General features: G+C 57.1%; 18 protein-coding genes. 10 read left to right on the top strand and 8 right to left on the bottom strand.

Features of this window, described 5'->3' with window-relative positions; all coding sequences use genetic code 11:
- Positions 1-137: 137 nt before the first annotated feature.
- The 4 genes from HEP89_RS23680 to HEP89_RS23695 all read left to right on the top strand — a co-directional run bounded on the left by HEP89_RS23680 (position 138) and on the right by HEP89_RS23695 (position 8,925).
- A complete protein-coding gene (locus tag HEP89_RS23680) occupies positions 138-2,120 on the top strand; it encodes an autotransporter assembly complex family protein (RefSeq protein WP_022999443.1) in 1,983 nt (660 codons plus the stop codon).
- A 5-nt stretch (positions 2,121-2,125) separates the two neighbouring features.
- Positions 2,126-6,472: a translocation/assembly module TamB domain-containing protein gene (locus HEP89_RS23685; protein WP_168693198.1), complete on the top strand. Its 4,347-nt coding sequence runs from the start codon at positions 2,126-2,128 to the stop codon at positions 6,470-6,472.
- A 197-nt stretch (positions 6,473-6,669) separates the two neighbouring features.
- Complete coding sequence (locus tag HEP89_RS23690; RefSeq protein WP_228148044.1) at positions 6,670-7,041, top strand: helix-turn-helix domain-containing protein; 372 nt, start codon at positions 6,670-6,672, stop codon at positions 7,039-7,041.
- A gap of 426 nt (positions 7,042-7,467) precedes the next feature.
- The gene (locus HEP89_RS23695; protein ID WP_168693199.1) at positions 7,468-8,925 is read left to right on the top strand and encodes an NAD-dependent succinate-semialdehyde dehydrogenase; all 1,458 of its coding nucleotides are present in this window, start codon (positions 7,468-7,470) and stop codon (positions 8,923-8,925) included.
- Positions 8,926-8,958: 33 nt separating this feature from the next.
- Here HEP89_RS23695 and HEP89_RS23700 read toward each other — a convergent pair whose 3' ends face one another.
- The 4 genes from HEP89_RS23700 to HEP89_RS23715 all read right to left on the bottom strand — a co-directional run bounded on the left by HEP89_RS23700 (position 8,959) and on the right by HEP89_RS23715 (position 15,318).
- Positions 8,959-11,724, bottom strand: coding sequence for an EAL domain-containing protein (locus HEP89_RS23700; RefSeq protein ID WP_209014805.1), 2,766 nt, complete (start codon positions 11,722-11,724; stop codon positions 8,959-8,961).
- Positions 11,725-11,800: 76 nt separating this feature from the next.
- Positions 11,801-12,820, bottom strand: a complete 1,020-nt coding sequence (locus tag HEP89_RS23705) for a FecR family protein (protein ID WP_209014806.1) — start codon at positions 12,818-12,820, stop codon at positions 11,801-11,803.
- Positions 12,821-13,156: 336 nt separating this feature from the next.
- Positions 13,157-14,188: a FecR domain-containing protein gene (locus tag HEP89_RS23710; protein WP_209014807.1), complete on the bottom strand. Its 1,032-nt coding sequence runs from the start codon at positions 14,186-14,188 to the stop codon at positions 13,157-13,159.
- Between the two features lie 410 nt (positions 14,189-14,598).
- Positions 14,599-15,318: a glycerophosphodiester phosphodiesterase family protein gene (locus HEP89_RS23715; RefSeq protein ID WP_168693200.1), complete on the bottom strand. Its 720-nt coding sequence runs from the start codon at positions 15,316-15,318 to the stop codon at positions 14,599-14,601.
- A 423-nt stretch (positions 15,319-15,741) separates the two neighbouring features.
- Here HEP89_RS23715 and HEP89_RS23720 point away from each other — a divergent pair, with 423 nt between their 5' ends.
- The 5 genes from HEP89_RS23720 to HEP89_RS23740 all read left to right on the top strand — a co-directional run bounded on the left by HEP89_RS23720 (position 15,742) and on the right by HEP89_RS23740 (position 20,348).
- Positions 15,742-16,326, top strand: coding sequence for a YceI family protein (locus tag HEP89_RS23720; protein WP_022999451.1), 585 nt, complete (start codon positions 15,742-15,744; stop codon positions 16,324-16,326).
- 52 nt (positions 16,327-16,378) lie between these two features.
- Complete coding sequence (locus tag HEP89_RS23725; protein WP_168693201.1) at positions 16,379-16,963, top strand: cytochrome b; 585 nt, start codon at positions 16,379-16,381, stop codon at positions 16,961-16,963.
- Between the two features lie 23 nt (positions 16,964-16,986).
- Positions 16,987-17,544: a YceI family protein gene (locus HEP89_RS23730; RefSeq protein WP_022999453.1), complete on the top strand. Its 558-nt coding sequence runs from the start codon at positions 16,987-16,989 to the stop codon at positions 17,542-17,544.
- A gap of 151 nt (positions 17,545-17,695) precedes the next feature.
- On the top strand, positions 17,696-19,333 hold the full coding sequence (locus tag HEP89_RS23735) for a fumarate hydratase (RefSeq protein ID WP_075283804.1): 1,638 nt from the start codon (positions 17,696-17,698) through the stop codon (positions 19,331-19,333).
- Positions 19,334-19,754: 421 nt separating this feature from the next.
- On the top strand, positions 19,755-20,348 hold the full coding sequence (locus tag HEP89_RS23740) for a L,D-transpeptidase (protein ID WP_031268808.1): 594 nt from the start codon (positions 19,755-19,757) through the stop codon (positions 20,346-20,348).
- An 82-nt stretch (positions 20,349-20,430) separates the two neighbouring features.
- Here the strand turns inward: HEP89_RS23740 and HEP89_RS23745 are convergent, their stop codons facing one another.
- Positions 20,431-21,000, bottom strand: a complete 570-nt coding sequence (locus HEP89_RS23745) for a TetR family transcriptional regulator (protein ID WP_168693202.1) — start codon at positions 20,998-21,000, stop codon at positions 20,431-20,433.
- Positions 21,001-21,392: 392 nt separating this feature from the next.
- Between HEP89_RS23745 and HEP89_RS23750 the strand changes: the two genes are divergently transcribed.
- Positions 21,393-21,863 (top strand): nuclear transport factor 2 family protein, encoded by a 471-nt coding sequence (locus HEP89_RS23750; protein ID WP_022999458.1) that lies wholly within the window; start codon positions 21,393-21,395, stop codon positions 21,861-21,863.
- Between the two features lie 113 nt (positions 21,864-21,976).
- Here HEP89_RS23750 and HEP89_RS23755 read toward each other — a convergent pair whose 3' ends face one another.
- The 3 genes from HEP89_RS23755 to HEP89_RS23765 all read right to left on the bottom strand — a co-directional run bounded on the left by HEP89_RS23755 (position 21,977) and on the right by HEP89_RS23765 (position 24,755).
- The gene (locus tag HEP89_RS23755) at positions 21,977-22,687 is read right to left on the bottom strand and encodes a DNA helicase (RefSeq protein ID WP_168693203.1); all 711 of its coding nucleotides are present in this window, start codon (positions 22,685-22,687) and stop codon (positions 21,977-21,979) included.
- Positions 22,688-22,874: 187 nt separating this feature from the next.
- Entirely contained in the window at positions 22,875-23,243 is a 369-nt protein-coding gene (locus tag HEP89_RS23760) for a DUF971 domain-containing protein (RefSeq protein WP_055656473.1), read from the bottom strand.
- A 75-nt stretch (positions 23,244-23,318) separates the two neighbouring features.
- Entirely contained in the window at positions 23,319-24,755 is a 1,437-nt protein-coding gene (locus HEP89_RS23765; protein ID WP_077293036.1) for a deoxyribodipyrimidine photo-lyase, read from the bottom strand.
- Positions 24,756-25,027: the final 272 nt, after the last annotated feature.

Below are 25,027 nucleotides of genomic sequence, written 5' to 3' on the forward strand. Positions count from 1 at the left end.
GCGCCATGGTCTATCGTGTTTGTATTCGCTTAACCATGGCCCTTTAAGGTGCGTAACGTAGGGGCTGCAAACGCAGATGGTTGAATTGCGCTGTTATCAGATGCAATTCGGCTGACCAATTAAACAGGCGGCAGTGAGTGAAGGGTCTACCGTCTTGCAAGTCCGGCAGGTTCGCCGGCAAGCGTTTCAACGCATTTTCCTCATTGGCAGCCTGGTTGGCTGGCGGTGTTTCTTTTGTTGCCTTGCGCCCGGCTGGTGCTGGGTTGGCCTGTGCCCTTCTTCTTGCTGCTCCCCTTCCCGCAAATTCCTTTGAAATATTCGGCTGGAAGTTTTTCGAATCGGCGGAAGACGAAGCCAACGCTGTTCCCGATCCCCTGCCCTACGAGGCAGACCTGACAATCTCCAATGGTGCGGATGATCTCACCAAGGAATTGAAAGACGCCTCGCTGCTGGTACAGCAACAGGAAAAGCCTCCCTCCGGCGAGGCAGGCCTGCTCGCACGCTCTCTTTCTGATCGTGAACGGCTGATCGCCCAGCTTTATGCCGATGGCCGCTACGGTGGAACTGTCGATATCACGCTTGCGGGCATTCCGCTTGAAACCGCTCTTGAACAAAGTGATTTGCCTGACGCTCGGCCGGTGAAGGTTGAGATTCTGGTCAATCCGGGGCCGGTCTTCACCTTCAGCAATATCGACGTTTCGTCCCAGGACGGCGATCTGTCCACCGACCCGTCCTTCTGGGGCCTCGCGAAAGGCGAGGTCGCTGCTTCCGGCAAGATCCTGACGGCGGAAAAGCGCATGATCGCGGTTCTGCGCGATCGCGGGTATCCGAAGGCGCGGATTGCTGAACGCCGGATAACGGCGGACCATAGCACCAACACCCTCGCCGTGGCGCTGATCGCCGATGCGGGCCATCAGGCACGTTTCGGCCCGGTCTCGGTCAAAGGTACGGAAGTCACTGACCCGGATTTCGTCGTCCAGCAGGCAATGCTTCCGGTCGGAGGCGTCTATTCGCCTGAAGACCTGGCCCGTGCACGCAAACGGCTCAACGAACTCGGCATCTTCTCGTCCATCCGGCTCGTGGAAGGGGAAATCGAAGGCCCAGACGGCACCATGCCGGTCACCATCGAGGTGAGCGAGCGCAAGCGCCACGTGATCGGTGCCGGTGCTTCCTGGTCCAGTACCGAGGGCTTTGGTGTCGAATCCTATTGGCGCAGAAGAAATCTCTTCGGCCGGGGCGAATTGCTCTCTGTTGAAGGGTCCGTTGGCAGGATCGGCAACGAGAGCGTCCTCGACATGGAGTACTCGGCGCGGATTGCCTTTGAAAAGCCAGGCGTTTTCGGCCCGCTTACCAGCTTTTCGACCAGCCTGCAGGCACGCCAGGAACATCCCGACGCCTACAAGAGCCGGTCGATTACCTATGACGCCTATCTCAACAGGGAATTTTCCGAGCAGCTGAAAGGCCGCGCGGGCGCCGAGGTCTTTTACGCCAATGAAGAAGACGCCTTCGGCGATGGCGACTATCTGCTGGTTGGACTGCCGGCGGACCTGACCTTCGACAACCGTGATGACAAGCTCAATCCGTCCAAGGGGATTTTCGCAGCCCTGTTTGCGGAGCCCGCTTACGATACCCTGAACAGCAACGCGATGGGTTTCATCAAAGGCACTGTTTCCAGTTACTATGCGCTCGATCAGGCCAAGCGTTTCATTCTTGCGGGCCGCGTCTCCACAGGGTCGATCCTGGCGCCGTCCGTGGAATCGGTTCCCGCCAGCCGGCGGTTCATCGCCGGTGGTGGCGGGTCCATCCGTGGCTACGCCTATCGCAACGTCGGTCCACGCAAGGATGGTGAAGTTACCGGTGGACGCTCAATTATCGAGCTTTCCGGTGAAGTTCGCGTCATGGTAACCGAAACCATTGGAATCGTTGGATTTGTTGATGCAGGTAATGCATACGAAGACAGCATTCCCGATTTTTCCGAGAGCCTGAAGGTGGGCGTTGGCGCTGGTCTGCGCTACTTTACTCCAATAGGCCCGCTGCGAGTCGATGCTGCGGTGCCGCTGGATCCGGGACAGGATGACCCGGACTTCGCCCTTTATGTAGGTTTGAGCCAGGCGTTCTAACGCAGATGCGTTTTCTGAAACTTTCCTTGCGAATCTTCGGATTCCTGATCGCGGTTGCGATTGCTATTCCCGTCCTCGCGCTTTGTGCCCTGCAAGTGCCGGCGGGCCGCACCTTTGTGTCCAGCGTCGTCAGCACGCTTGCCTCGTCCGACAATCAGACCATCACGATTGAAGAATTGTACATCAGCTTTGGGCTGAAGGCTGAAGTCGGCAAGGTCTCCCTGGCCGACAAGGAAGGAACCTGGCTGAACGTCGAGAACGTTGCCGCCGACTGGCATCCCATGCGGCTCCTTGCCGGCAATCTCGATATTTCTTCTCTCACCGCATCCCGGATAGATCTGGAAAGAACACCTGTCCAGCCACCGGCTGAAGAGGTGGCAGTGACCGAGGAGAGCAACTCATCGGGCGGTGTATCGCTGCCATTTAACGTCACTCTCGAACGTCTGGGCTTTGACGAAATCAACCTCGGTGCTCCCCTGCTGGGAGTACCTGTCTCCCTGACGGCCGCAGGATCAGGCTCTTTCGCGCTCGACCCGGCACTTGTCACTGCCGATCTCGACCTGCACCGGATCGACGGCATAGAAGCCGGTCTTGTGGCCAAGGCACAGTTTGAACCCGCCGCCGAAACGCTTGCCTTCGATATTGAAGTGTCCGAACCGCGCGGGGGCCTTGCCGCACGGCTTCTTGAAGTTCCCGACCTGCCCGCGCTGGATCTGTCCCTCAAAGGTGATGGTCCCCTGACCGACTGGGCAGCCAACCTAAGTGTGGCTCTCGATGGCAGGACCACCGTCACCGGTTCGGCAAAAATCGAGGAAAATGCATCCGAACGACATCTGGCCTTCGATCTGGACGGTGATCTCGCGCCGCTTGCACCTCCCGCGGCACAAGCCTTTCTGCTCGGAACGACAAATGCCAAAGGAGCTGCCAGGTTCTCTACGGAGTTCGCCCCTCTTTCGGCCAACCTGACTTTGAAAACACAAACACTTTCCCTGGAAGCAAAGGCCGATCTTGAGAACGATGCCGTCAACGCCGCGGCGGATCTTGCCGTAAGTGCCGGGAATGACGCGCTGATTGCGCTCGACCTTGGCGAGAGGCGCATTGCCTTCGGTCCGCTGACCGGAACGGTACGTGTTTTCGGTCAACGCTCCGCGGTCGACTGGCAAACCAAGATTGACCTGAAGTCACTGCAGACAACGGAAGCCAGGACTGGAGCCATCACGCTGTCGTCCTTCGGAAATGGAGCAGATCTCTCCGAAGGAACGCTGACGTCACCCTTCTCGCTGTCGCTCGCCATTGACAGGCTGGAAGGCATTACGCCGCAAACAGAGCCTTTGACCGGTTCACTTGAATTGAAGGCCACGGGCGCCGTGAACGGCTCAACCCAATCGGCCGAGATCAAGGATCTGACCCTTTCAACCGCTGTCGCCTCGCTTGCTCTGTCGGACACGAACCTGTCAGCCGACGCTGTCAACGGATCGGGCAGGCTTTCGCTCGCCGACCTTTCCCGTCTGTCGGGCCTGGCAGGCCGCGATCTGGCCGGTGCTTTGAACGGAACATTTTCGCTGGATCTTGATCCAAGCCAACTGTCGGGCACGATCACCAGCGCTCTCGTCACCAGGGATGTCGGGACGGCAGTTCCTCAGGCCGACGCGCTTCTTGAAGGTGAAACACGCATCGACGTGTCTGTCGATCTTCAAGGAGTGGACGATATTTCCGTCACCAGTCTCGCGGTTACGAACAAGGCGCTGGATGCGAAAGGGAATGCCCGTTACCGGCAGAACGAACTCAGTTCCAGCCTGACGACCAGCCTTACCGATCTCGCAAAGGTCGATCCGCAACTTGCCGGCTCGCTGGAACTCGAAGCGAGCACGGAAGGTCCGATCGACGCGCTTGAAGTGCAGGCGGTTGCCTCTTCAAAGCAGATCATGCTTGCAGGCACACCACTGGATGACTTGAAACTTTCTGCAGAGGCAACGGCCAATCCCGCCGCGCCTACAGCCAAGATTACCAGCAGCGCCAGCCTGAACGGCCAACCCATTGCCGTTGATGTCGAGCTTACCAGCAAGGACGGTGGGGCAAGTGTCAGCCCGCTTTCCGTCAAACTGGCGGGCAACACCGTGACCGGTGAACTTTCTCTGACAGATCTCGACAAGCCTGTTGAAACGCTCAAGGGCACGTTGAACATCGATGCTCCGGACCTTGCCTCGCTCTCTCCTCTCCTTCTGACGGAAATCGCCGGACGTATTCAAGGCACCGTGACAGCCAATCCGGAAACGCGGCAACTCGCACTTGACGTTACCGGAAGCGATATCAGCGTGCCCGCAGTCAGTCTCGGCAGCGTGAAGCTTAAGGCCAATCTTACTGCCCCATACGAGCCAGAGACCGTTACTGCGGACATTCAGCTTTCAGACATCCTGACAGATGCGACCCCGGTTCATGCGGTGAGCCTTCAGGCCCAGCCTCAAAATGGCGGCACCGCAATCACGGCGGACGTCAAGCTGGACAAGAACGGCAAGGATGGCGTGACGCTTGCAGCGCAGGTGAACGAACCGGAAGCTGGCTCCTACGTCGTCGCCCTGTCCGAGCTTGCCATGCGATATCAGGGTATCGCCAGCCAGTTGAAGCAGCCGACAACCATTTCCTATGCGGCCGGTGAAGCGACGATCGAACCACTGGAGCTTCAGCTTGGCAATGGCTCGCTTGCGGTGTCCGGCAAGGCCGGCGAGACGCTTGACCTGAACGCCAACCTGACATCCATTCCGCTCAATCTTGCCAACGCCTTTGTCCCCTCGCTTGGTCTCGGTGGTGCTCTTTCCGGGAAAGTGTCTGCCACAGGTAGCTCATCGGCTCCCGAAGCGACCTGGTCGATCTCCGGAACAGGTCTGACGGCTAACGAATTGCGAAACAACGGTCTGGCCGCGCTCAGTCTGTCGACCTCAGGTACATTGAAGGACAACCGGATCGACCAGACGACCAAGGTCAGCGATCCGAATGGACTGAACCTCACGGCTGCGGGAACGGTCGGGCTGCAGAAACCCAATCCGATTGCTCTAACCCTGAATGGCAACGTGCCGACGGCAGCTCTCAGACGCCCCATGATCGAGGCAGGTTTGCGCGGTGAAGGCACAATCGCCCTGAGCGGCAATGTCGGCGGTTCGGCGGCAGCCCCCACTTACCAGATCACAGCCACGCCCAACGGTTTGAAGATCACCAGCCTGTCGACAGGTATCACTGTTCAGAACATTCGCGGCACGGCTTCGGTCAGCCAGAACGAAGCGTCGCTGAACGGCATTGCCGGTGACCTTGCGACGGGCGGCTCCATGTCTGCGTCAGGCACTGTTGGTATGAAGGACGGATTTCCGGCGGATCTCAGCCTGAAACTGGACAATGGGCGCTACGTCGATCCTGGCCTGGTGACTGCGGAAGTGGATGCGGATCTCAAGGTTTCCGGTCCGCTTGCTTCTACCAGCGCATCTGCCCTTATCAGCGGTCAGGTATCGATCAACAAGGCGGACGTCTCAATTCCCGAGTATCTGCCCGGTGCGATACCTCCCGTTGATGTTCGGCATATCAATGCTTCCAAGGCGATTCAGCAGCAGGTTGCAGAACTTGGTGGCGAAGTCTCCCAAACACAGACCCAGCAAAAGACCTTCCCGCCGCGTCTGGACATCGTCCTGTCCGCACCGGGACGGATCTTCATTCGCGGTCGTGGTCTTGATGCGGAACTACAGGGCAATCTCAAGATCGTCGGCACAACGGCCTCGCCGCAGGCAATCGGTGCTTTCGGACTGAAGCGTGGCCAGCTCGACATTCTCACACGCCGCCTGATCTTCTCTCGCGGCAACGCCACTTTCGAGGGCTCACTGACGCCTGTCCTCGACTTTGCGGCGACGACAGTCGTGAGCGACACCACCATCACCGTTACCGTGAGCGGCGAGGCAGACGATCCCCAGATCGCGTTCTCCTCGTCCCCCGAACTTCCGCAAGATGAAGTTCTGGCACTGCTTCTGTTCGGCAAGAGCGTCGGCAACCTGTCGCCCACACAGGTGGCACGGCTTGCGGCGGCCATAGCCACCCTCACCGGGGGCAGCGACAACGGACCGCTTGCCACGATCCGGAAGTCTCTGGGCCTGGATGCCATCGACATCAACACGGACGGGGACAACGGCCCTTCTGTCGCTGTCGGCAAATACATCAATGACAACATCTACGTCGGCGTTGAACAAGGCACGGGTACCGGTTCCAGCCGGGTGAAGGTCGACATTGACCTGGACCGCGGCCTGAAGGTCCGTGGTGAAGTCGGTGCGGACGGATCTTCTAAGGCCGGTATCTTTTTTGAACGCGAGTATTGAGCCCACTCCCGTTCCCGGCAAATCTGACAGGGGCGAAGCGTGTAGCCGCCGCTGGAAACCGCGATTGCGACAAATTGCCCGCCAACGGTTGCAGTGCACTTGTGTCTCGTGCGAGTGTGCCCGCCATGACCAAACAATTTATGAGAAATACTCCGTCCCATCCGGAGGAAACCGTTTTTTCGGTGACGGAGACAGCCGTGAATGACGGGGGTGCAATCATGTCGGTGAACAGCAGTGACTACACTCTGGGTGAACGGATCTGCAAGGCGCGCGATGCCTCCAATCTTTCGACCGCCCAGCTTGCACGTCGGCTGGGCATCAAGACATCCACCCTGCAGAGCTGGGAAAGTGACCGGTCCGAGCCGCGTTCCAACAAACTCGTTTTGCTTGCCGGTATCTTGAATGTAAGCCCGACGTGGCTGCTGGTTGGCCGGGGTACACCGCCGGTTTCGGAAAGCAGCACGACCTCCGATCTCGACAGCATGCGTGTTGCCCTCGACAGGGTTCAACGCCAGGCTCAGGCACTTGCCGACGAGATTGCCACGCTACAGGATCGTCTTGAAGGCTGATCCATTTCGCTGACTGACCAATCTTCTTGTGACGGCCGCCAATAAAAAAGTGGCCGTTTTCAAGCGCTTGATTTGCTTGGCTCAAAATTCTGCAAAGCAAGGGGACTGGCGTCCTTCGGCGCAGGCGTTAAGTGGATTATCCGCATCCCCGCCCCTCTTGGGTCGCCAGACCGTGGCCTGACTGCTTGTTTGTCTGCCTACTATTTTCCGGCACAGTACGCTTGGCCGGGAAAAGCGCTTGCCAGACCTCGCGCCTCCCCCCTATCTCTAGGTCAACGATTTCCTGGCCGGAATCGAGCGAAGGCCCGAAAGCTGGACCCTCCAGCCTTTCTGGCTCCGCTCCTCGCGTTCAACAGAATGCACTCTCTGCCGGGCGATCCGTCAGACCACCAGCGTCTGCCCCTCTCACGGTTCAGGAAACTACCCATGTCATTGAATGCTGCACTCTTGAAGGAAAAAGTGTTTATCGGCGGAGCATGGAGCGACGCGGACAGCGGACAGACCGTCGCCGTAACCAACCCTGCGACCGGAGAGACGATCGGAACCGTTCCCTTCTGCGGGCGTCCTGAAACCGCAAGGGCGATTGCGGCTGCCGAGGCCGCGCTTCCCGCCTGGAAAGCGTTGACGGCAGAGGCGCGGGCCAACCACATGCACGCTCTCTGCGATGCCATCATGGCCGACCTTGACGACCTGGCCGCCCTCCTGACCACGGAAATGGGCAAGCCGCTTGCAGAAGCCAAAGGCGAGATCGCGCTTGGAGTGAAATATATCCGTTTCTTTGCCGAGGAAGGCAAACGGGTTTATGGCGACACCATCCCCTCGCCGTGGGCAGACCGCCGCATTCTGGTGACCAAAGAACCTGTCGGGGTCGTCGGCTCGATCACTCCCTGGAATTTTCCGAATTCGATGATTGCCCGCAAGCTCGGCGCAGCCCTGGCCTCTGGTTGCACGATGGTGATGAAGCCTGCAGAATTCACCCCTTATTCAGCGCTGGTCTACGGCGTGATGGCGGAAAAGGCCGGTCTTCCCAAGGGCGTGATCAACATCATCACAGGTGACGCTCCGGCGATTGGCGAGGAGATGTGCGAGAACCCCGTCCTGCGGAAACTGACGTTCACCGGTTCAACCCGAGTCGGCAAGCTGCTGGCCGGGAATGCTGGCCGCAACATGAAGAAGATCTCCATGGAGCTCGGCGGCAACGCACCCTTTATCGTTTTCGACGATGCCGACCTCGACAAGGCCGTCGAAGGGGCAATCGCCAGCAAGTTCCGCAACTCCGGACAGACCTGTGTCTGTGCCAACAGGCTCTATGTGCAGGCAGGCGTCTACGACGCTTTTGCCCAGAAGCTTAAGGACGCGATGGCAGCGCAGCTGAAGGTCGGCAACGGTCTTGAAGCCGGAACGACCCAAGGCCCGCTGATCAACGAAGCTGCTGTCGAAAAGGTCGCCGATCACGTGCAGGATGCGCTGTCCAAGGGTGGTGAATTGATTGCAGGCGGACACCGCCCCAACGGCCCGGGAACGTTTTTCGAGCCGACACTGATCACCAAGGCGACGTCCGAGATGAAAGTGGCACGCGAAGAAACCTTTGGCCCGCTTGCCGTTCTGTTCAAGTTCGACACCGAAGAAGAAGCGGTGCGACTTGCCAATGACACCGAATTCGGCCTCGCCTGTTACTTCTATACCAAGGATCTTGGTCGCACCTTCCGCGTCATGGAACAGCTTCAGTATGGTCTTGTCGGGGTCAACGAAGGTGTCATCACGACAGAGGTTGCCCCCTTTGGCGGCATCAAGGACAGCGGCATGGGCAACGAAGGCTCGAAGTACGGTCTGGATGATTATCTGAACGTGAAATATAGCTGCATCGGCGGCCTCGGCATGTAATTGCCTTGCGTCCCGGCCCGACGCCGGGACGCATTACGCTGCGTTGAGCAGTGTCGACTGGAGATTGGCGGAACTCATGGGGCGCCCGAAAAGGTAGCCCTGACCGCACTTGCAGCCCAGTTCGCGAAGCCGCTCAGCCTGTTCAACGGTTTCGATACCCTCGACGATGACGGACATTCCATAGCCCTTCGCCATATGCAGAACTGCCTCGATTACGGAGATGTCCTGTTTGCTGGCGATCGACTGGCGAACAAATGTCTTGTCGAGCTTGATCTTCGAGAACGGATATTTGGGCAGGTAGCCGAGTGAAGAATAGCCGGTCCCGAAGTCGTCCAGTGAGAAGCTGCAGCCGAACGCCCGCATTTCTTCCATGGCAAACTTCAGGTCGAGCGTTTCATCGATGAACAGGGATTCCGTGATCTCGAGATCCAGGCGGTCCGAAGGGAAGCCGGTTCGTTGCAGCGCCTCGCCGACAGTGGCAACAAGATTGCCGCGGCTGAACTGTATGGCTGACACATTGATGGACAGACGAAGGTGGCTCGACCAGGTCAGCGCTTCCTTCATTCCCCTGTTCAATGCCCAGGCCCCCAATTCAACGATATAACCGTTCTCCTCGGCAATCGGGACAAACTCGGCGGGCGAGATCGGCCCCAGTTCCCGATGGTCCCATCGCAGCAACGCTTCAACGCCGAAGATCGACCGGTCGGCCAGATTGGTGAGTGGCTGATAGACCATGTGCAGCTCGTCACGGACGATTGCCTTGAAGAGTTCCGTCTCCAGTTGGCGCCGGCGCTGTAGCGCTGCGTCCATCTCCGGCAGAAAACGCAGGACCGGCGACCGGTTGTTTCGCCGGACCTTGGCAAGGGCATTGCCGGATTTCTTCAAAAGATGCTCGGGTGTCATGTCTCCGCTGGTAACGATGTACCCGAACTTGAGCTGCACCGAGATTCTGGCGCCTTCGATCTTGTAGTCCTCGCCGATCACTTCCTGGAGCGACTCGATCAGCGCCAGATCCTGATCCGGCTCACAGCGAAATACGCCTGCAAAAACATCTGCTGTAATGGCTGCCCATGTCGTGCGAGCGGAAAGATGGCTTTTCAGACGCATCGCGACCGTTTCACGAAGCTGGTCACCGTAGGAAAATCCGAGCGAAGCAACGATCTGATCGAAATTGGCAATCGCGAATTGAACCAGGCATACTTCCTGGCCCGTGCCGCGAGCCAGCTTAAGCGTTGCGGCAACTTCTTCTTCAAAACCGTTCCGGTTGAAAAGCCCGGTGCTTGGATCGAACCGTGCGAGATAAGCAAGGCGTTCCGCGGATTCCTTTTCTTCCGTCACATCCCGACATGTCAGACAGGCGACCGCTTCGGTTTCCATATCGCGCAGTTTCTTCGATTTCGCGATCGTGCGTTCAGAGCGCGTGACAACATATTCGATAAACCGGCGTCTTCCGTCATCCAGGCGCATGTCCAGAATCTTGGCCACCGGCTGACGGTTTCCAGGGTCTGCAAGAACTGACAAAGCTTCTTCAACCAGCTCCAGCGGCAGTACATTCCTGGCAGGCTTACCGACAAGAGCATCGCTTTGGAACAATGAGCGGGCCATTTGGCTTGCAGCGGAGACACGACCGTCATTCTGAACGACAACGATTGCATCAAAGCTGTCGTCGAAGACAAGTCCGAGCATACGCTCGCTGTTGCGGCGTCTGACGTTGGCGATGTGTGAGAGAAGCTTGTGAAAGCCCAGTTCCCGCAAGACGATACTTGCGGCTGCCAACAGCAGAATGAGATGCGAGCTTGCGGTCGGCACAAGGACGGGAGCCGACTTCTGGATGGCAATGGCACCAATTTCAAACATGATCGCGCAGAGCGCAAGAATGCTGATCTTGAGGGCCCAGCCTTCAATTTTCGTCAAAAGCAGAGCGAAGAAGACGAGAAGTGCCCACAGGACCGCAATCCCCTCACCCCTGACTTCCATGGCCCTGTTCTGCAACAGCGTTTCGGCCCCGAGTGCCTGAATTATACTTCCCGGCAAGACATCGTAGACGGGAACAGGAAACAGGTCTCGAAGCTCCTGCGCACTTGCACCGACGATCACCTTCTTGTCCAGAAACAGACCTGGGGCCGCTGACTTGTTCAGGACATCAACAAGCGATACCCGCTCCATCTGTTCCAGTGAGATGCTGTAATCAATGCCGAAACTTCCGGCTGCGTCTCCGGTGTACTCGCCCAGGAGAGCCGCGGCAGAGATCTCCGAATTCCCATTGATCTCGAAACCGTACAGATTTCGCCAGATGCGGCTGTCGGTTTCCATCGGAACCATGACGACGACCGGCCAGGCTACATTCAGAAACTGTTCGATCGGCTGGTTGACGACTTGCCCGGCATCCTGTTCAGCCGAAGCAGCTTGCAGGAACGTGGCAAGGCTGACGTTCCCGGCGCGCTCGATCGCGGCTGCAAACAGCGTGTCATCTTCAGGATTGGAAGTTGAGCTGAAATCGATGTCGAATACGATGTCGCGGGCGCCCGCTTCAGCCAGATGATCTGTCAGGTCGGCATAAAGACGGCGCGGCAATGGCCATACGCCAAGTTCATTCAGGCTTCTGGCATCGATATCCACGACCACGATGTCGCCGGAGACCGGTCTTTCGATCGTATGGAAACGAAACTCCCAGAGAAACCGATCGAACGCCGTGGTCAGGGCAACCGTGCGCAGAACAGCCACGGCGGCGATCACGCCGACCACGATCAAGACCGCGCTCGCTATCCGTTTCCGCTGTTCAGAGCTTCCGATCAGCACACCCACCGCCCACTTTCTCAGTCCGCACTTCAGGTGTCAGAGGCAAAGCCTTGCACCTGCGGTATCCTGATTACCGTCAGTTCTTGTTTTTTCCGTTTCCGTTTCCGGAATTGCCTTTGCCGTTTCCGCCGGCATTGTTGTTGCCGCTCCCGGAATTGCCATTGCCTGAGTTTCCGTTGCCGGAATTCCCGTTACCATTGCCACCGGAATTGCCGTTACCGTTGCCGCCGGAATTGTTGTTACCGCTTCCGGAATTACCATTTCCGTTGCCACCGGAATTCCCGTTGCCGTTACCACCGGAATTGCCGTTACCGTTACCACCGGAATTCCCGTTGCCATTGCCTCCGGAATTGCCGTTGCCATTGCCGCCGGAATTGTTGTTGCCTTTGCCGGCATTCCCGTTCGAGTTCGCCGATTTCGCTTCTGCTGCATTTGATGGCACGTTTTTCACGGCCGGTGTTTCAAATGCAGGCGCGCGCTTGGCTCCAGGTTTTACGGTCGGTTTGGTACGACCGCTCACAGACAAGCCAACCCGGTTTGACGGTGCACTGGCTGCAGCCTGACCGGCTGTCAGGTCCACCCTGTCGCCGGAGGCGAAATCTTCCACAGCGACAACGCCTCGTTCGACGGAAACGCGAGCCTGCTTGCCCTGGACATTGACCTCAAATCGCGTACCTTTCACCACAGCGGCAAAAAACGGGGTTTCGACGGTGAAATGCGGCTGCTGCCGTTTTTCAACATCGACCTCGATCGTCCCCTTTCTCTGCAGCAGTGTGGTCTTTGCTCCATTGCTGCGAAATGCCGACATGGCAAAGGTGGTGTTCGGCCCAACGGCGATGGTTTCGCTGCCTCTGCCTATGAGAGCGCGGGCACCTGCCCTGGTTCCGATGGTGTAGCCTTTTTCAAACACCATGCCCTTTTTGACACGGAAAGCTTCCACGCCAGGCGCAACGAAATAAACGATGCCGGACACACGTTTGACAACCCAGTCCGAAGCATTCGCAGTAGCAGGAAGCAGAACCAGAGCTGCAAGCAAGAGGACCCGCAGAAGTGATCCTGCTTTCCGCTCGACTGAATACATAGCGTCTTTTTTCATCTTGCTCTTCAACACGTTACGACTGACTGTCAATGCCGTGCGCAGAACCCACGGACAGGTTTATTGAGTTCTACACATCCTGTGTAGCATTTCAGCGTTTAACCCAACGTGAAGACAGGCGGAAAATATTGCCTATGCTCGTCACTAGTTGCGATAAACGACTACTTCAAAACAGAAAGGAGCTAGGTAATCTTCCGTAAAATACGGAGTTACCCAGCCCGACCTCCACGACTTGTATCCGCCAATACGGATTGCTTGTCGTCATATTCCTGGAACGTCTTCAGCAGCAGCGAGACTTAATATCCCGAGCGATACCTTTTCGCAGACGGAGTGGCGTTACCGACCCTTGCCATTTCCGTTGCCACCGGAATTGCCATTGCCGTTGCCACCGGAATTGCCATTGCCGTTGCCGCCGGAATTGCCGTTGCCGTTGCCACCGGAATTGCCGTTGCCATTGCCGCCGGAATTGCCGTTTCCGTTGCCACCGGAATTACCGTTTCCGTTGCCGCCGGAATTACCGTTTCCGTTGCCACCGGAGTTGCCATTCCCGTTGCCACCGGAGTTGCCGTTGCCATTGCCACCGGAGTTGCCATTGCCGTTGTTCCCCGAGCGGGAATCTCCAGCATTGCCCCGGTTGCCGCCATTGGCAGCTCTTGCTTCAGCTTTGGTAGCTGGCACGTTCTTCACGACGCGTGTTTCGAATGAAGGAGCCCGTTTGGGGCCAGAACGCACCGCAGGCTTGTTCTTTCCGCTGACGGATAAACCGACGCGGCGCGAAGGGTTGGTGGCGGCCGCCTGACCGGCGCCTACGTCGGCACGATCTCCGGATGCAAAGTCATGAACACCGACAACGCCCCGCCCCACATTGACCGACGCAGTCCTGTTGCCGACCTTGACCCTGAACTGAGTTCCTTTGACAACAGCGGCAAGGAAAGGGGTTTCCACTTTGAAATGCCGATACCACCGGCGCTTTACGTCCACATCTACCTGACCAAGGTCCTGGTAGACGACCATTCGCTTGATCAGCACGCCCTTCGGCTCAAGCGTCACAACAGAATTTGGAGAAACAACGAATGTTTCTTCACCCCGATTGATGACTACACGCCCACCGCCGGTCTTGATCTTCCATCCCTTGCGCACCGTCATGCCACGCTTGACGGCAAAGGTCTCGCCGGCACGGGTTTGCACCATGACCCGGCCGCTGACGCGTTCGACCGACCAGTGCCACGGCGTGCCACCTGTCTCCGCGTCTTGCGACAATGCCTCTTGAGAAAACCAGAAGGCCATAAGGGCAGCCAGCAGAAGCGACGCTGCCAACCGCATCCGGAGATCCCAGAACTGTCCAACGTCATCAGCTTTTGCTGCCATGCAACTGGCCTGACCTGAGCAATTGACGTTTATTTTGTTGGACATGGGAGCCCTCTCTTGGCCCAGCTTCGGAAGCTCGGCAAGCTATTCCGCCCCCGTTAACAAGACTTGAATTATAATGGGAAACCTTTTTATTTCATTCTTTTAGTAAAAATTGTTCTATCATCTAACGTTTCCAACTTTTTCCCATATTAGATAAAATTTTAATATTAAAACTATTTAAGATTGTGTTTTTGGATAACTAGAGAAAAATCACAATCATAGATACCTGCGATGCCTGATCGAAATGGCGTATGACGCTCAAAATATTTTTTCTATCATTCCAAAACAAAACGGCCAGGAACCCGTAGGTTCCCGGCCACGCCAGTCAATGATTTCCGTCTGAATGCGAGTTGCATCACGCCGAAGCGTCAGACGGTTGCCAAAAGCTCTTTTTCCACGGACTTGAAAATTTCGACCTGGTCGATGTTCATTTGTTCGACGCCGCAGCGCACGGCTTTCTCGAAAACGGCTCGTTCAGACCCGGCGTAGAACATCTGCGTAATCAATCCGGCCTGCTTTGCCTCGTTTATGAGTTTCTCTTCCAGGTCATCCTCATGGAATTCCAGTATATGCGCACCTTGGGCAACGGCGCGCTCGACCGAACCAACGTGAGCGTAAAGAACCATGCGCCGCAGGTCCGGTACCTTTGCACGGGCTTCAGCGCGGATTGCCTGATCGAACGAAAACGTCCAGGCGTCACTCAGCATGCCGCGGACTGCCAGCATGTCGCGAATTTCCGCAGGGTCGCCTTCCTTGATCTCAACATAGGTGCCAATACGGCCCTTGCAGGTATCCAGAAACGTGTCCAGCCTTGGAACACGTTCGCCCTTGAAGGTCTCCTTGAACCAGTTCCCTGCATCAAGAAGGTCAATTTCGTCGGAAGTCATATCCGAAATTCGGCCACTTCCATCCGTCGTCCGGTCAACAGTTGCATCGTGCATCACGTAGAGGATGCCATCCCTGGACGGCCGAACATCCAACTCGACAACTTCGGCGCCAAGCGCAATTGCTCCCTCGAGCGAGGCAATCGTGTTTTCCGGAGCCTGAAGGCTGGCTCCGCGGTGGCACACAACGACGGCTTGTTTCACGGTTAGGTCTCCTGTGTCTCCAGAGTGATATCCGGAGCTTGGATAGGGCTGGCAAACGGCCACTCTAGAGGGAAGTCGATGAAACAGGTGCCTGAAATTCTTGATGAAATGATGACACTGCAACTTCCCTCGAAATTTCAGTTGCTTACCGGTCGCGACAACTCTTAATTGAATGACTGAACAATTCACTTCAGTCTCGGAACTCTATCGCGATTCTTCCCCAATACCGCAGGGTCGACTTTCTATCCCCCTGACGCTTGAAAATCTTTCCAAAGCCACACAGTTAACGGTGAAGAAATCAACTGAATTATTGTTCAGCATTTACGAACAGTCAGTCAAATTGCACCGCACAATTTTCTTCCTATGTTCCAGTCTGCAGCGTTCATGAGCGAACGCTTCTGGTAACATCTATGAGGTTTGATCATGATCCGTCTCGCAGCTTCTGCGCTTGCCCTTTCCCTCGTCGCAGGCACCGCCCTTGCCGAACCGGTGGCCTACGACTTCGACAAGTCCCACGCCAACCTGGCTTTCTCCTATAACCACCTTGGCTACTCCACGACCGAAGGCCGTTTCGGCGAATGGGAAGGCACGTTGCTGATCGACAAGGACACGCCTGCCAATTCCTCCATCGAATTCACGATCGACGTCGGCAGCCTCGACACGTTCTGGGCAGAGCGCAACGCGCACTTCCTGAGCGCGGACTTCTTTGACGCTGAAAAATTCCCGAAGGCGACCTTCAAGAGCACCAAGGTCGAAAAGACCGGCGACAACCAGCTGGAAGTGACCGGTGACCTGACCATCAAGGACATCACCAAGCCGGTGACCCTGACCGTTGATGTCACAGCACTTGGTGAGCACCCGATGGCGAAGAAGGAAGCTGCCGGTTTTGCCGTTTCCACAGTTCTGAAGCGTTCCGACTATGGAATGGACATGTATGTTCCCTATGTAGGTGACGACATTACCGTGACCTTCCATTCCGAAGCGCTCAAGTCCGACGCGACCAACTAAGCGAACACCCTCGGAGGCCGGACAGACCGGCCTCCGTTTTCCAGGAGCCGCCATGCTGCGCAACACTTCAACCGGGTATGGAAGAATCGCCATTGCGTTCCATTGGACGATGGCAGTCTTGATCATCGGCATGCTTGGCCTCGGCCTCTACATGCACCAGCTTCCCCCGACCGAACAGGCAACCTTTGAGCTCTATCAGTTGCACAAGTCGATCGGCTTTGTGGTTCTAACGCTTGCCGTGCTCCGTCTTGTCTGGCGCCTTCTCAACCCTTCGCCGAAACTGCCTGACAACATGCACCCGCTGGAAAAGGTCGGGGCGCATCTGGGGCATGTCGGCCTGTACGCGCTTCTGTTTGCTCTGCCACTGACCGGCTGGTTCATGGTGTCGGCTTCGCCGTGGGGCATTCCGACCATCCTGTTCAACACCTGGCCAGTGCCGCATCTGCCGGTTCCAGGTGTGCTTGGTTCGCAGGAACAGGCGGAAACCTTCTTCAAGCTGCTGCATGAATACGGCGCCTACCTGCTGATCGCGCTGATTGCCGTCCATGTCGCAGCAGCGCTGAAACACCACTTCATCGCCCGCGACGCCACGTTGAAACGCATGATTTCAACCGCACCCGCCAAGGCCGATAGCTGACAACACGAACTGGAAATCCGCAGATGACATTGAAGCATTTTACATATGCCGTTGCAGTCCTGTCGGCGACGACCTTCACCGCACCGGCGTTTGCCGACACCTGGAAAGTCGATCCGGACAAGAGCAAGCTCGGCTTTGAAGTCAAACAGGGCGGCGGCACGCTGACTGGCGTCTTCGCGTCCTGGGAAGCAGACATCGATTTTGATCCTGCGGCCCCTGAAACCGCCAAGATCAGCGCTGAAATCAAACCCATGAGCGCCACCACCGGCAACGCCCAGTTCGACGGCACCCTGCCTGGCAAGGACTGGTTCAACGCCGGGGACTTCCCGACGGCCGAATTCACGTCCGACACTGTCGAGCTTGTCGAAGGCAACAGCTACCGGGCACAGGGCACGCTCTCCATCAAGGGAATTTCCCAGCCGGTCGAGATGGATTTCACCCTGGACATCGCGGGCGACACCGCCACAGCTAAGGGGACGGCCATAGTCAACAGGCTCGACTATCAGCTTGGCAGCGGCGTCGGCACCGATACGGTCGGAGATATCGTCACCGTTACCCTGGATCTTACGGCGATCCGCTGACATCGCGTTCGGCAAACAAGACTTCCGGCTCCGACCATTTGATCAGGCTGCGGCACTTGGCGTCCGCAGCCTTTTTGCCGTATGAGAACAGCACTCAACGTTCCAGCGCTTCCCGATGTGACGGGAAGCAGCCAGATCAGGAAAGCCTCCTATGAACGCTCCGCTCACACCTCCAGCTTATCAGCACAGCGCCCTTTTCCCTCAGGGAGAAGACAAGACCCCGTATCGGAAATTGACGTCGGACCACGTCAAGACAGCCGAGTTCAACGGCGAAGAGGTACTGGTTGTCGAAGCTGAAGGTCTACGCCTTCTTGCCGAAGAGGCCTTCAAGGACATCAACCATTTCCTGCGTCCAGGCCACCTGGAACAGCTGAAGAAGATCCTGGAAGATCCGGAAGCGACCGAGAACGACAAATTCGTTGCGTTTGACCTCCTGAAAAACGCGAATATCGCCTCCCACGGTGTTCTGCCGATGTGCCAGGACACGGGCACCGCAATCATCATGGGCAAGAAGGGCCGCCGGGTCTGGACCGACGGGTCGGACGAAGCCGCACTCGGCGAAGGTTCCCGGGACGCCTATTTCAAAAAGAACCTGCGGTATTCCCAGCTTGCGCCGATTTCCATGTTCGAGGAAAAAAACACGAGCAACAACATGCCGGCACAGATCGAGCTCTATGCCGAAGGTGAAGATGCCTACAAGTTCCTGTTCATGGCCAAGGGTGGCGGTTCGGCCAACAAGACCTTCCTGTTCCAGGGCACGCCATCCCTGCTGACTCATGACCGGCTGGTGGAATTCCTCAAGGAAAAGATCCTCACGCTCGGCACCGCGGCCTGCCCGCCCTATCACCTTGCGATCGTCATCGGCGGCACGTCTGCGGAAATGAACCTCAAGACAGCAAAACTGGCTTCGGCCCGCTATCTTGACGGCCTGCCGACGCAAGGGTCGGAACTCGGACATGCCTTCCGTGACCTTGAGCTGGAAGCCGAGATTCACAAACTGACCCAGGCAACCGGCGTCGGTGCCCAGTTCGGCGGCAAGTATTTCTGCCACGATGTGCGTGTCATCCGCCTGCCGCGTCACGGCGCGTCCTTGCCAATCGGACTCGCCGTGTCCTGCTCTGCAGACCGGCAGGCCGTCGGCAAGATCACGAAAGACGGGATTTTCCTGGAACAGCTCGAGATGCACCCGGAAAAATACCTGCCGGAGGTCACCGACGACCACCTTTCCGACAATGTGGTCAAGGTCGACCTGACCCGGCCGATGTCCGAAATCCTGGGCGAACTTTCCAAACACCCGATCAAGACCCGGTTGTCGCTTTCCGGACCGCTGATCGTTGCCCGCGACCTTGCCCATTCCAAGCTGCGTGACCGGCTGGAAAGCGGCGAGCCCCTGCCCGACTATTTCAAGAACCATCCGATCTATTACGCTGGCCCGGCCAAGACACCGGAGGGAATGCCTTCAGGTTCGTTCGGTCCGACAACCGCAGGACGCATGGACGCTTATGTCGATCAGTTCCAGGCAGCCGGCGGTTCCATGGTCATGCTGGCCAAAGGCAACCGTTCCGCCCAGGTGCGCCGCGCCTGCCAGGCTCATGGCGGGTTTTATCTCGGCTCCATCGGCGGTCCGGCCGCTCGCCTTGCGCAGGATTGTATCAAGAAGGTGGAAGTGGTCGAGTTCGAGGAACTGGGCATGGAAGCCGTCTGGAGAATCGAAGTCGAGGATTTCCCGGCCTTTATCGTCATTGATGACAAGGGCAACGACTTCTTCAAGGAATTGAACCTCGGCTGAACGCGGCTTCAGCTGAAATCACCAGACCCGCGGCTTTTGCCGCGGGTTCTTTTTTGTCTGTCGACACACCAACAACAGTAACCACGCGCCGTTTTGGCGCGATTTGGATCGCGGTCAAACGATTCGGCATCAGGCGCGGAATCGCCCAATTCGGATCAAAGATAGCTGACGATTTATGCCAAGGCGGGCAAAATCCACAATCTCAGCGAGCGAATGCGTCTTCATCGCGTTTTTCACGAAAAATCCGTTGCAATTTCAGCACAGACGCAGGACATGGTCGGTGGTCACATCAACGTGAGATTTTCCCGAACGCCGTTTTGCGACATAATAATTAAGAGTGCGGCAAGGACATTTTCGTAACGTCACTTTGATTGAGAATCGCATCGTTGAGGCACGAGCCCGATGCTGATGGGGGATCGGAATGAAGAAACTTTTATTTGTAATGGTTGCGGTTCTGGCAGGCGCTTTTGCGCTGACCGCTCAGGCAGCTCCGCGATATGGCTACTTTGACCACAGCACGAACACCTGGGTCACTCCGAAATATCACCCGGGCGGCCCGTCCCCGGTCAAACGCAAGCGCGTGAAATATGATGGCCCGTACCCTGCAGGCACGATCGTCATCGATACCTCCGAGCGCCGTCTTTATCATGTCCTGCCTGGTGGCAAGGCCATGAAGTACGGCGTCGGCGTTGGCAAGGATGGCTTTCAGTGGGCCGGCACGCACCGCATCACCCGCAAGGCTGAATGGCCGAGCTGGACCCCGCCTGCACAGATGCGTGCTCGTGAACGTGCGAAAGGCCGTATCCTTCCGGCTTACATGCCGGGTGGACCGAACAACCCGATGGGTGCTCGCGCAATGTACATCGGCTCGACCCTCTACCGCATTCACGGCACGACTGAGCCGTGGACCATCGGTTCGGCTGTCTCTTCCGGCTGTATCCGTCTGGCAAATGAAGACGTGATCCACCTCTACAACAGCGTGACTGTTGGTTCGAAGGTCATCGTGAAGCGCTAAACTGCGGCACCAATTATCAAGAAATAAAGCCGGGCCCTGCCCGGCTTTTTTATTTGATGCTCACTTCTAAATCCCAGCTTGATCAATTTTCCAGGATGTGGGCATCGATCAGTACCGCTGCCGCGTTCTTTGCCGCACCTGACGGATCCGGGTCGAACCCCATCTGAGCGGCAACGATTGCCCCCTCCTTGAGAAGGAGGATCTGACGTGCCAGCAGATCCGGCTCGCGAGCCCCCGCCTTTTCCGCAAGGCTCCTGAGTGCCGACAGAAGCAGACGCTTGTGTTCGGTGGACTGGGCATATGCAGGGTGTACGGGGTCCTGAAACTCAGCCGATGCCTTGATGAACATACATCCCTTGAAACCGGGTTCTTCGAACCACTCTTTCAGAATATCAAAAACTGCGAGCAGCTTTTGCCTTGGCGAAAGATCGCATTCATCCAGCCTGCGCAGGAACCAGTTCCGGAAAGTCTCGTCCCGGTATCTCAACACCGCCAGGATCAGATCATCCTTGGTTCTGAAATGCTTGAACATCGTCGTCTTGGAGATGCCTGTTTCAGCAACAAGCGTATCCATGCCGGTCGCATGGAAACCGTCTCTGTAAAAGACAGCCAGAGACTTGCGTACCAGTTCATCGCGTTTGCTTGGTCGCATGAGCTTCCTTTCTGTACTGACTTGTAAATAGTCAAACGTCAGCAATCGTTCAAGATCTCCAAAATAGATGCTGCCCAAACAGCCAAAACACGACACCCTCACGTTTTAATGATCTCAGGCTCGAAGTTAGCGCCTTGCCATCATGTACAGATCGGTACATATATGACTCGTAACTGAACAGATCGGTACACTTTTATCTGTTTAACACTGCGAGGCAAACCCATGTTCTCACCAAGACCTGCATATCCGCGCGGCTTCTATCTCTTCGGCGCACTTGTTGCCGGGGTACTTGTGATCAAATCAGCCTTGACCCCGGCCCCCCAGCCGCTGGACGCCCGCCTACATGCGGGGTTGGCCTCGTCTCCTCAAATTCAGACTCTGGAGCTAGCGCGATGACAGAACAGCGCCCCCCGCTGCCGCCTTTTACCCTTGAGACCGCCCGCCAGAAGGTGCGTGCTGCGGAAGACGGCTGGAACAGCCGGAACCCGGAGAAGGTCTCGCTAGCCTATACACCGGACACCATTTGGCGGAACCGGTCGGACTTTCCGGTTGGGCGGGAGCAAGTGGTGGAATTCCTCACCAGCAAATGGCAGAGGGAACAGGAGTACCGCCTGATCAAGGAACTGTGGACCTTTGCCGGCAACCGGATTGCGGTTCGCTTTGCCTACGAATGGCACGATGCGGCCGGACAATGGTACCGCTCCTACGGCAACGAGAATTGGGAGTTCGCACCCAATGGCCTGATGCATCGCCGATTTGCCAGCATCAATGATCTCGCCATTTCCGCGAATGATCGCAAGATGCACTGGCCTCAGGGCCCGCGCCCGGCAGACCATCCTGGCCTGAGTGAACTCGGACTTTAAACATCCACAACCCAAAAGCCCGCGAAAGCCCGGAACGTTTCAAGACGTTCAAGCAACCGGTGCCCTGCCTCAGCAGGACACCGGCCGGTGATCCAAAAGACCGGAAGGGCAACTCAATGTCCGGACAGCATCATCTCGCCGTCGTGCAGGAAACAGCCCTTGTCGAAGTGCGATAGATCGACAGGATTGGTTGTGCGGATATCGGAGAACCCTGGCAGTGACCGGATCTCGGGATCAAAGCTTCTGTGGACCTGCGACAGGAAGACGAGCGTGATACGCTGCTTGTTTGCAAATTGTCTCAGCTCCTCGATCTGCGCACCGAGCGGTGGCTGCGAGCGATGCTGGTCCATGACCTGAAGATAATCGATGACGGCTATGGAGCCCGGCACAGCATCAGCCAGCGTCTCTTTAATCTTCTCGGCGCAGACGTTGTCGGAAAGCCTAATCCGGAACGTTCCCGATTTTTCCGGATCGCGGTATCCGCTGGCGGATAGCTTCATACGAACATCGCGATAAGAACATTCTGACGAAAAGAACACGGACGTTCGACCGGCCTTGGCCGCTTCTGCAAGCAACTCGAGCCCCAGCACTGTTTTGCCGTGCCCCGGCCGTGCACCAAGGATGACCATATCGCCGGGTTCAAGCGCTGACAAAAGCCTGACCGAAGGGCCTTGGTCGCGTACCGCAGACGCGAGATGGCTCCAGCTTCTGAAACCTTCGCGCACAGCAATTGCGTCCAATGCGCGGCTCAACGCGATGGATTTGCTGCGGGCGAGTGTTCGGGCTTCACGCTTCAGGCGGAAAACGGGTGCAGTGAGTTTCATGGTGCGACCTCCAGATCGCGTGCATCAGCCGCAGTCCCTCCATATGCGAACGCACGATCGTCTGGTTGCCAGTATGAAACGACCCTGCAGTTCGGCTGCTGCTCCTGATGGAGGGGGATGGCTTGGGTCGAGCCACGCCCTTCATAGCTGATTCCAGCTGGCTTCAGCCAGCCCTGCCTGCTCTCAGTCAACGATCCCGTGTCAGGCCCTTGTCCGCCAGTTCCTGCAGGTAGACACCCCAGTGTGCTTCCGGATCTCTGCCTAGCTCGAGGAAATACGTCCAGGTAAAAATCCCGGAGTTATGCATGTCGTCAAAATGGATACGGACTGCATAGTTGCCGACAGGTTCGATCTTCATGATCTCGACGTTGCGTTTGCCGGGCACGGTCTGCTTCTGGGATGGATTGTGGCCCTTCACTTCCGCCGAAGGTGAACACACCCGGAGATATTCAGCAGACAATTCGTGCCGTTCACCCGTGTTGAAAGCAACAGTCAGGCTCTTCTTGTCTTTCGATACGCGTAGTTCCGTCGGCCAGGGAGCAGTCGGGTCGGTCATCTCCGGGTCCTTTGATTCCACCCGGCACATGTCGCCGGGACTTGCGCGCGGACGATACCGGTAGCACCGGCACCGTCAAGCGGCGTCTTGTCCCGCCTGCTTCACCGCTTCATAGCCGTCAAGCGCTGCCTTGCGTGCCTTGGCATGGTCGACCAGCGGTTTCGGATAGGTCTCGCCAAGCGCGATACCGGCCTTTTTCAGGGTTTCGGCCGGGGCATCAAACGGCGCAAAGAGATAGTGCGTGTCCAGATCGCGCAGCTCTGGAACCCATTTGCGGATGTACACACCGTCCGGATCGAATTTTTCTCCCTGTGTGATCGGGTTGAAGACCCGAAAGTAGGGAGCAGCATCAGCGCCTGATCCTGCGACCCACTGCCAGCTTGCGGAATTGTTGGCAAGGTCCGCATCCACCAACGTGTCCCGAAACCAGGCCTCGCCATGGTGCCAATGAATACGCAGATGCTTGATCAGGAAACTCGCCACGATCATGCGCACCCGGTTGTGCATGTATCCGGTTTGCCAGAGTTCGCGCATGCCGGCGTCGACAATCGGATATCCCGTTTGTCCTTTCTGCCACTTCTCCAACGCGTCGCCCGGCTCCTGCCAGGGATAGGCATCAAAGGTTGAACGCCAGTTATCCGACGGCAATTTCGGGAAATGGTAGAGCAAGTGGTACGCAAATTCCCGCCAGGCAATCTCGGACAGGAATTTCATACCGTCACCGGCAACCGACGATTTCCGGTCCATTACCTTCTGCGTTGCATGCCAGATCTGTCGGGGTGAGATTTCGCCGAAGTGGAGATGCGGCGACAAGCGCGACACATTCGGAAGATCAGGGCGATTGCGCAATGTGCCATAGCCCTTCAAGCCTTCCTCGAAGAAGCCTTCCAGCCGCTCCGCAGCACCGGCTTCACCGGGCTGCCAGCAATCCTCCCATCCCTTTGCCCAGTTAGGCTTCGTGGGCAAGAGGTCAAAGCTCTCAAGCGTTTCACCGCCATCGTAGTCCGCAAATTCCAGCTTCTCCGGTGCTGGCAAGGCGTCATCGATGGTCTTTTGCTGAGCAGCCTTCCAGAACGGTGAATACACCTTGAAGGGGCCGCCGGATTTTGTCTCCAGTTCCCAGGGTTCGAACAAGAGGGACGCCTTGAAGCTTTTGACTTCAAACCCGTCTTCTTTCAGCACCTTCTTGAGATCGGTGTCCCGCTCGATTGCATGTGGTTCGTAGCATCGATTCCAGAATACGGCCTCGGCCTCGACTTCCTTTGCAAGCTGTGGGATCAGATGTCTCGCGCTCCCCCGCAGGAAGATCAGACCCGGCAGATCCGCCTTCAAGGACGCCAGGCTGTGATGCAGCCACCAGAGGCTTGCCCCGCCAAGCGGGTGCGTTTCACCGGCCTGCTCTGATGGTTCAAGGATGAAGACCGGAAGGACACGTCCCTTGCGGGCCGCCTCGAACAGGGCCGGATTGTCCTTGATGCGCAAATCCTGTCGAAACCAAACAAGTGTTGTCATGCTGCTCCTGCCGCTTGCTACAGCTCAGATACGCCGCAAAACACAATCGGATCAATGGTGTGCCGGATTTTTTGGCTCCAATTCCGGGAGAGCGGCAAGTAAAGTGGAGCTCCTAGGATTGTGACCGGACCAAGCACTCGTCAGTGGGCGCTTCGATGCGGGTTCCTGGTCGCGCAGGTGAGCGAATTCCGGCATCTTTCCAATTGATTTGACAAGAGTACACTCACGAGTTTACCTGATGCCGTAAACCGGACATTTGCAGTCCGGTTTCA

This window comes from Labrenzia sp. 5N, from assembly GCF_012395805.1.
Lineage (GTDB): Bacteria > Pseudomonadota > Alphaproteobacteria > Rhizobiales > Stappiaceae > Roseibium > Roseibium algicola.

Coding starts and splice junctions, on each gene's coding strand:
- HEP89_RS23725 (WP_168693201.1), top strand. CDS start 16,379: ATGCTGCGCAACACTTCAACCGGGTATGGAAGAATCGCCATTGCGTTC.
- HEP89_RS23730 (WP_022999453.1), top strand. CDS start 16,987: ATGACATTGAAGCATTTTACATATGCCGTTGCAGTCCTGTCGGCGACG.
- HEP89_RS23685 (WP_168693198.1), top strand. CDS start 2,126: ATGCGTTTTCTGAAACTTTCCTTGCGAATCTTCGGATTCCTGATCGCG.
- HEP89_RS23695 (WP_168693199.1), top strand. CDS start 7,468: ATGTCATTGAATGCTGCACTCTTGAAGGAAAAAGTGTTTATCGGCGGA.
- HEP89_RS23720 (WP_022999451.1), top strand. CDS start 15,742: ATGATCCGTCTCGCAGCTTCTGCGCTTGCCCTTTCCCTCGTCGCAGGC.
- HEP89_RS23710 (WP_209014807.1), bottom strand. CDS start 14,188: ATGGCAGCAAAAGCTGATGACGTTGGACAGTTCTGGGATCTCCGGATG.
- HEP89_RS23705 (WP_209014806.1), bottom strand. CDS start 12,820: ATGAAAAAAGACGCTATGTATTCAGTCGAGCGGAAAGCAGGATCACTT.
- HEP89_RS23765 (WP_077293036.1), bottom strand. CDS start 24,755: ATGACAACACTTGTTTGGTTTCGACAGGATTTGCGCATCAAGGACAAT.
- HEP89_RS23735 (WP_075283804.1), top strand. CDS start 17,696: ATGAACGCTCCGCTCACACCTCCAGCTTATCAGCACAGCGCCCTTTTC.
- HEP89_RS23755 (WP_168693203.1), bottom strand. CDS start 22,687: ATGAAACTCACTGCACCCGTTTTCCGCCTGAAGCGTGAAGCCCGAACA.
- HEP89_RS23750 (WP_022999458.1), top strand. CDS start 21,393: ATGACAGAACAGCGCCCCCCGCTGCCGCCTTTTACCCTTGAGACCGCC.
- HEP89_RS23760 (WP_055656473.1), bottom strand. CDS start 23,243: ATGACCGACCCGACTGCTCCCTGGCCGACGGAACTACGCGTATCGAAA.
- HEP89_RS23740 (WP_031268808.1), top strand. CDS start 19,755: ATGAAGAAACTTTTATTTGTAATGGTTGCGGTTCTGGCAGGCGCTTTT.
- HEP89_RS23745 (WP_168693202.1), bottom strand. CDS start 21,000: ATGCGACCAAGCAAACGCGATGAACTGGTACGCAAGTCTCTGGCTGTC.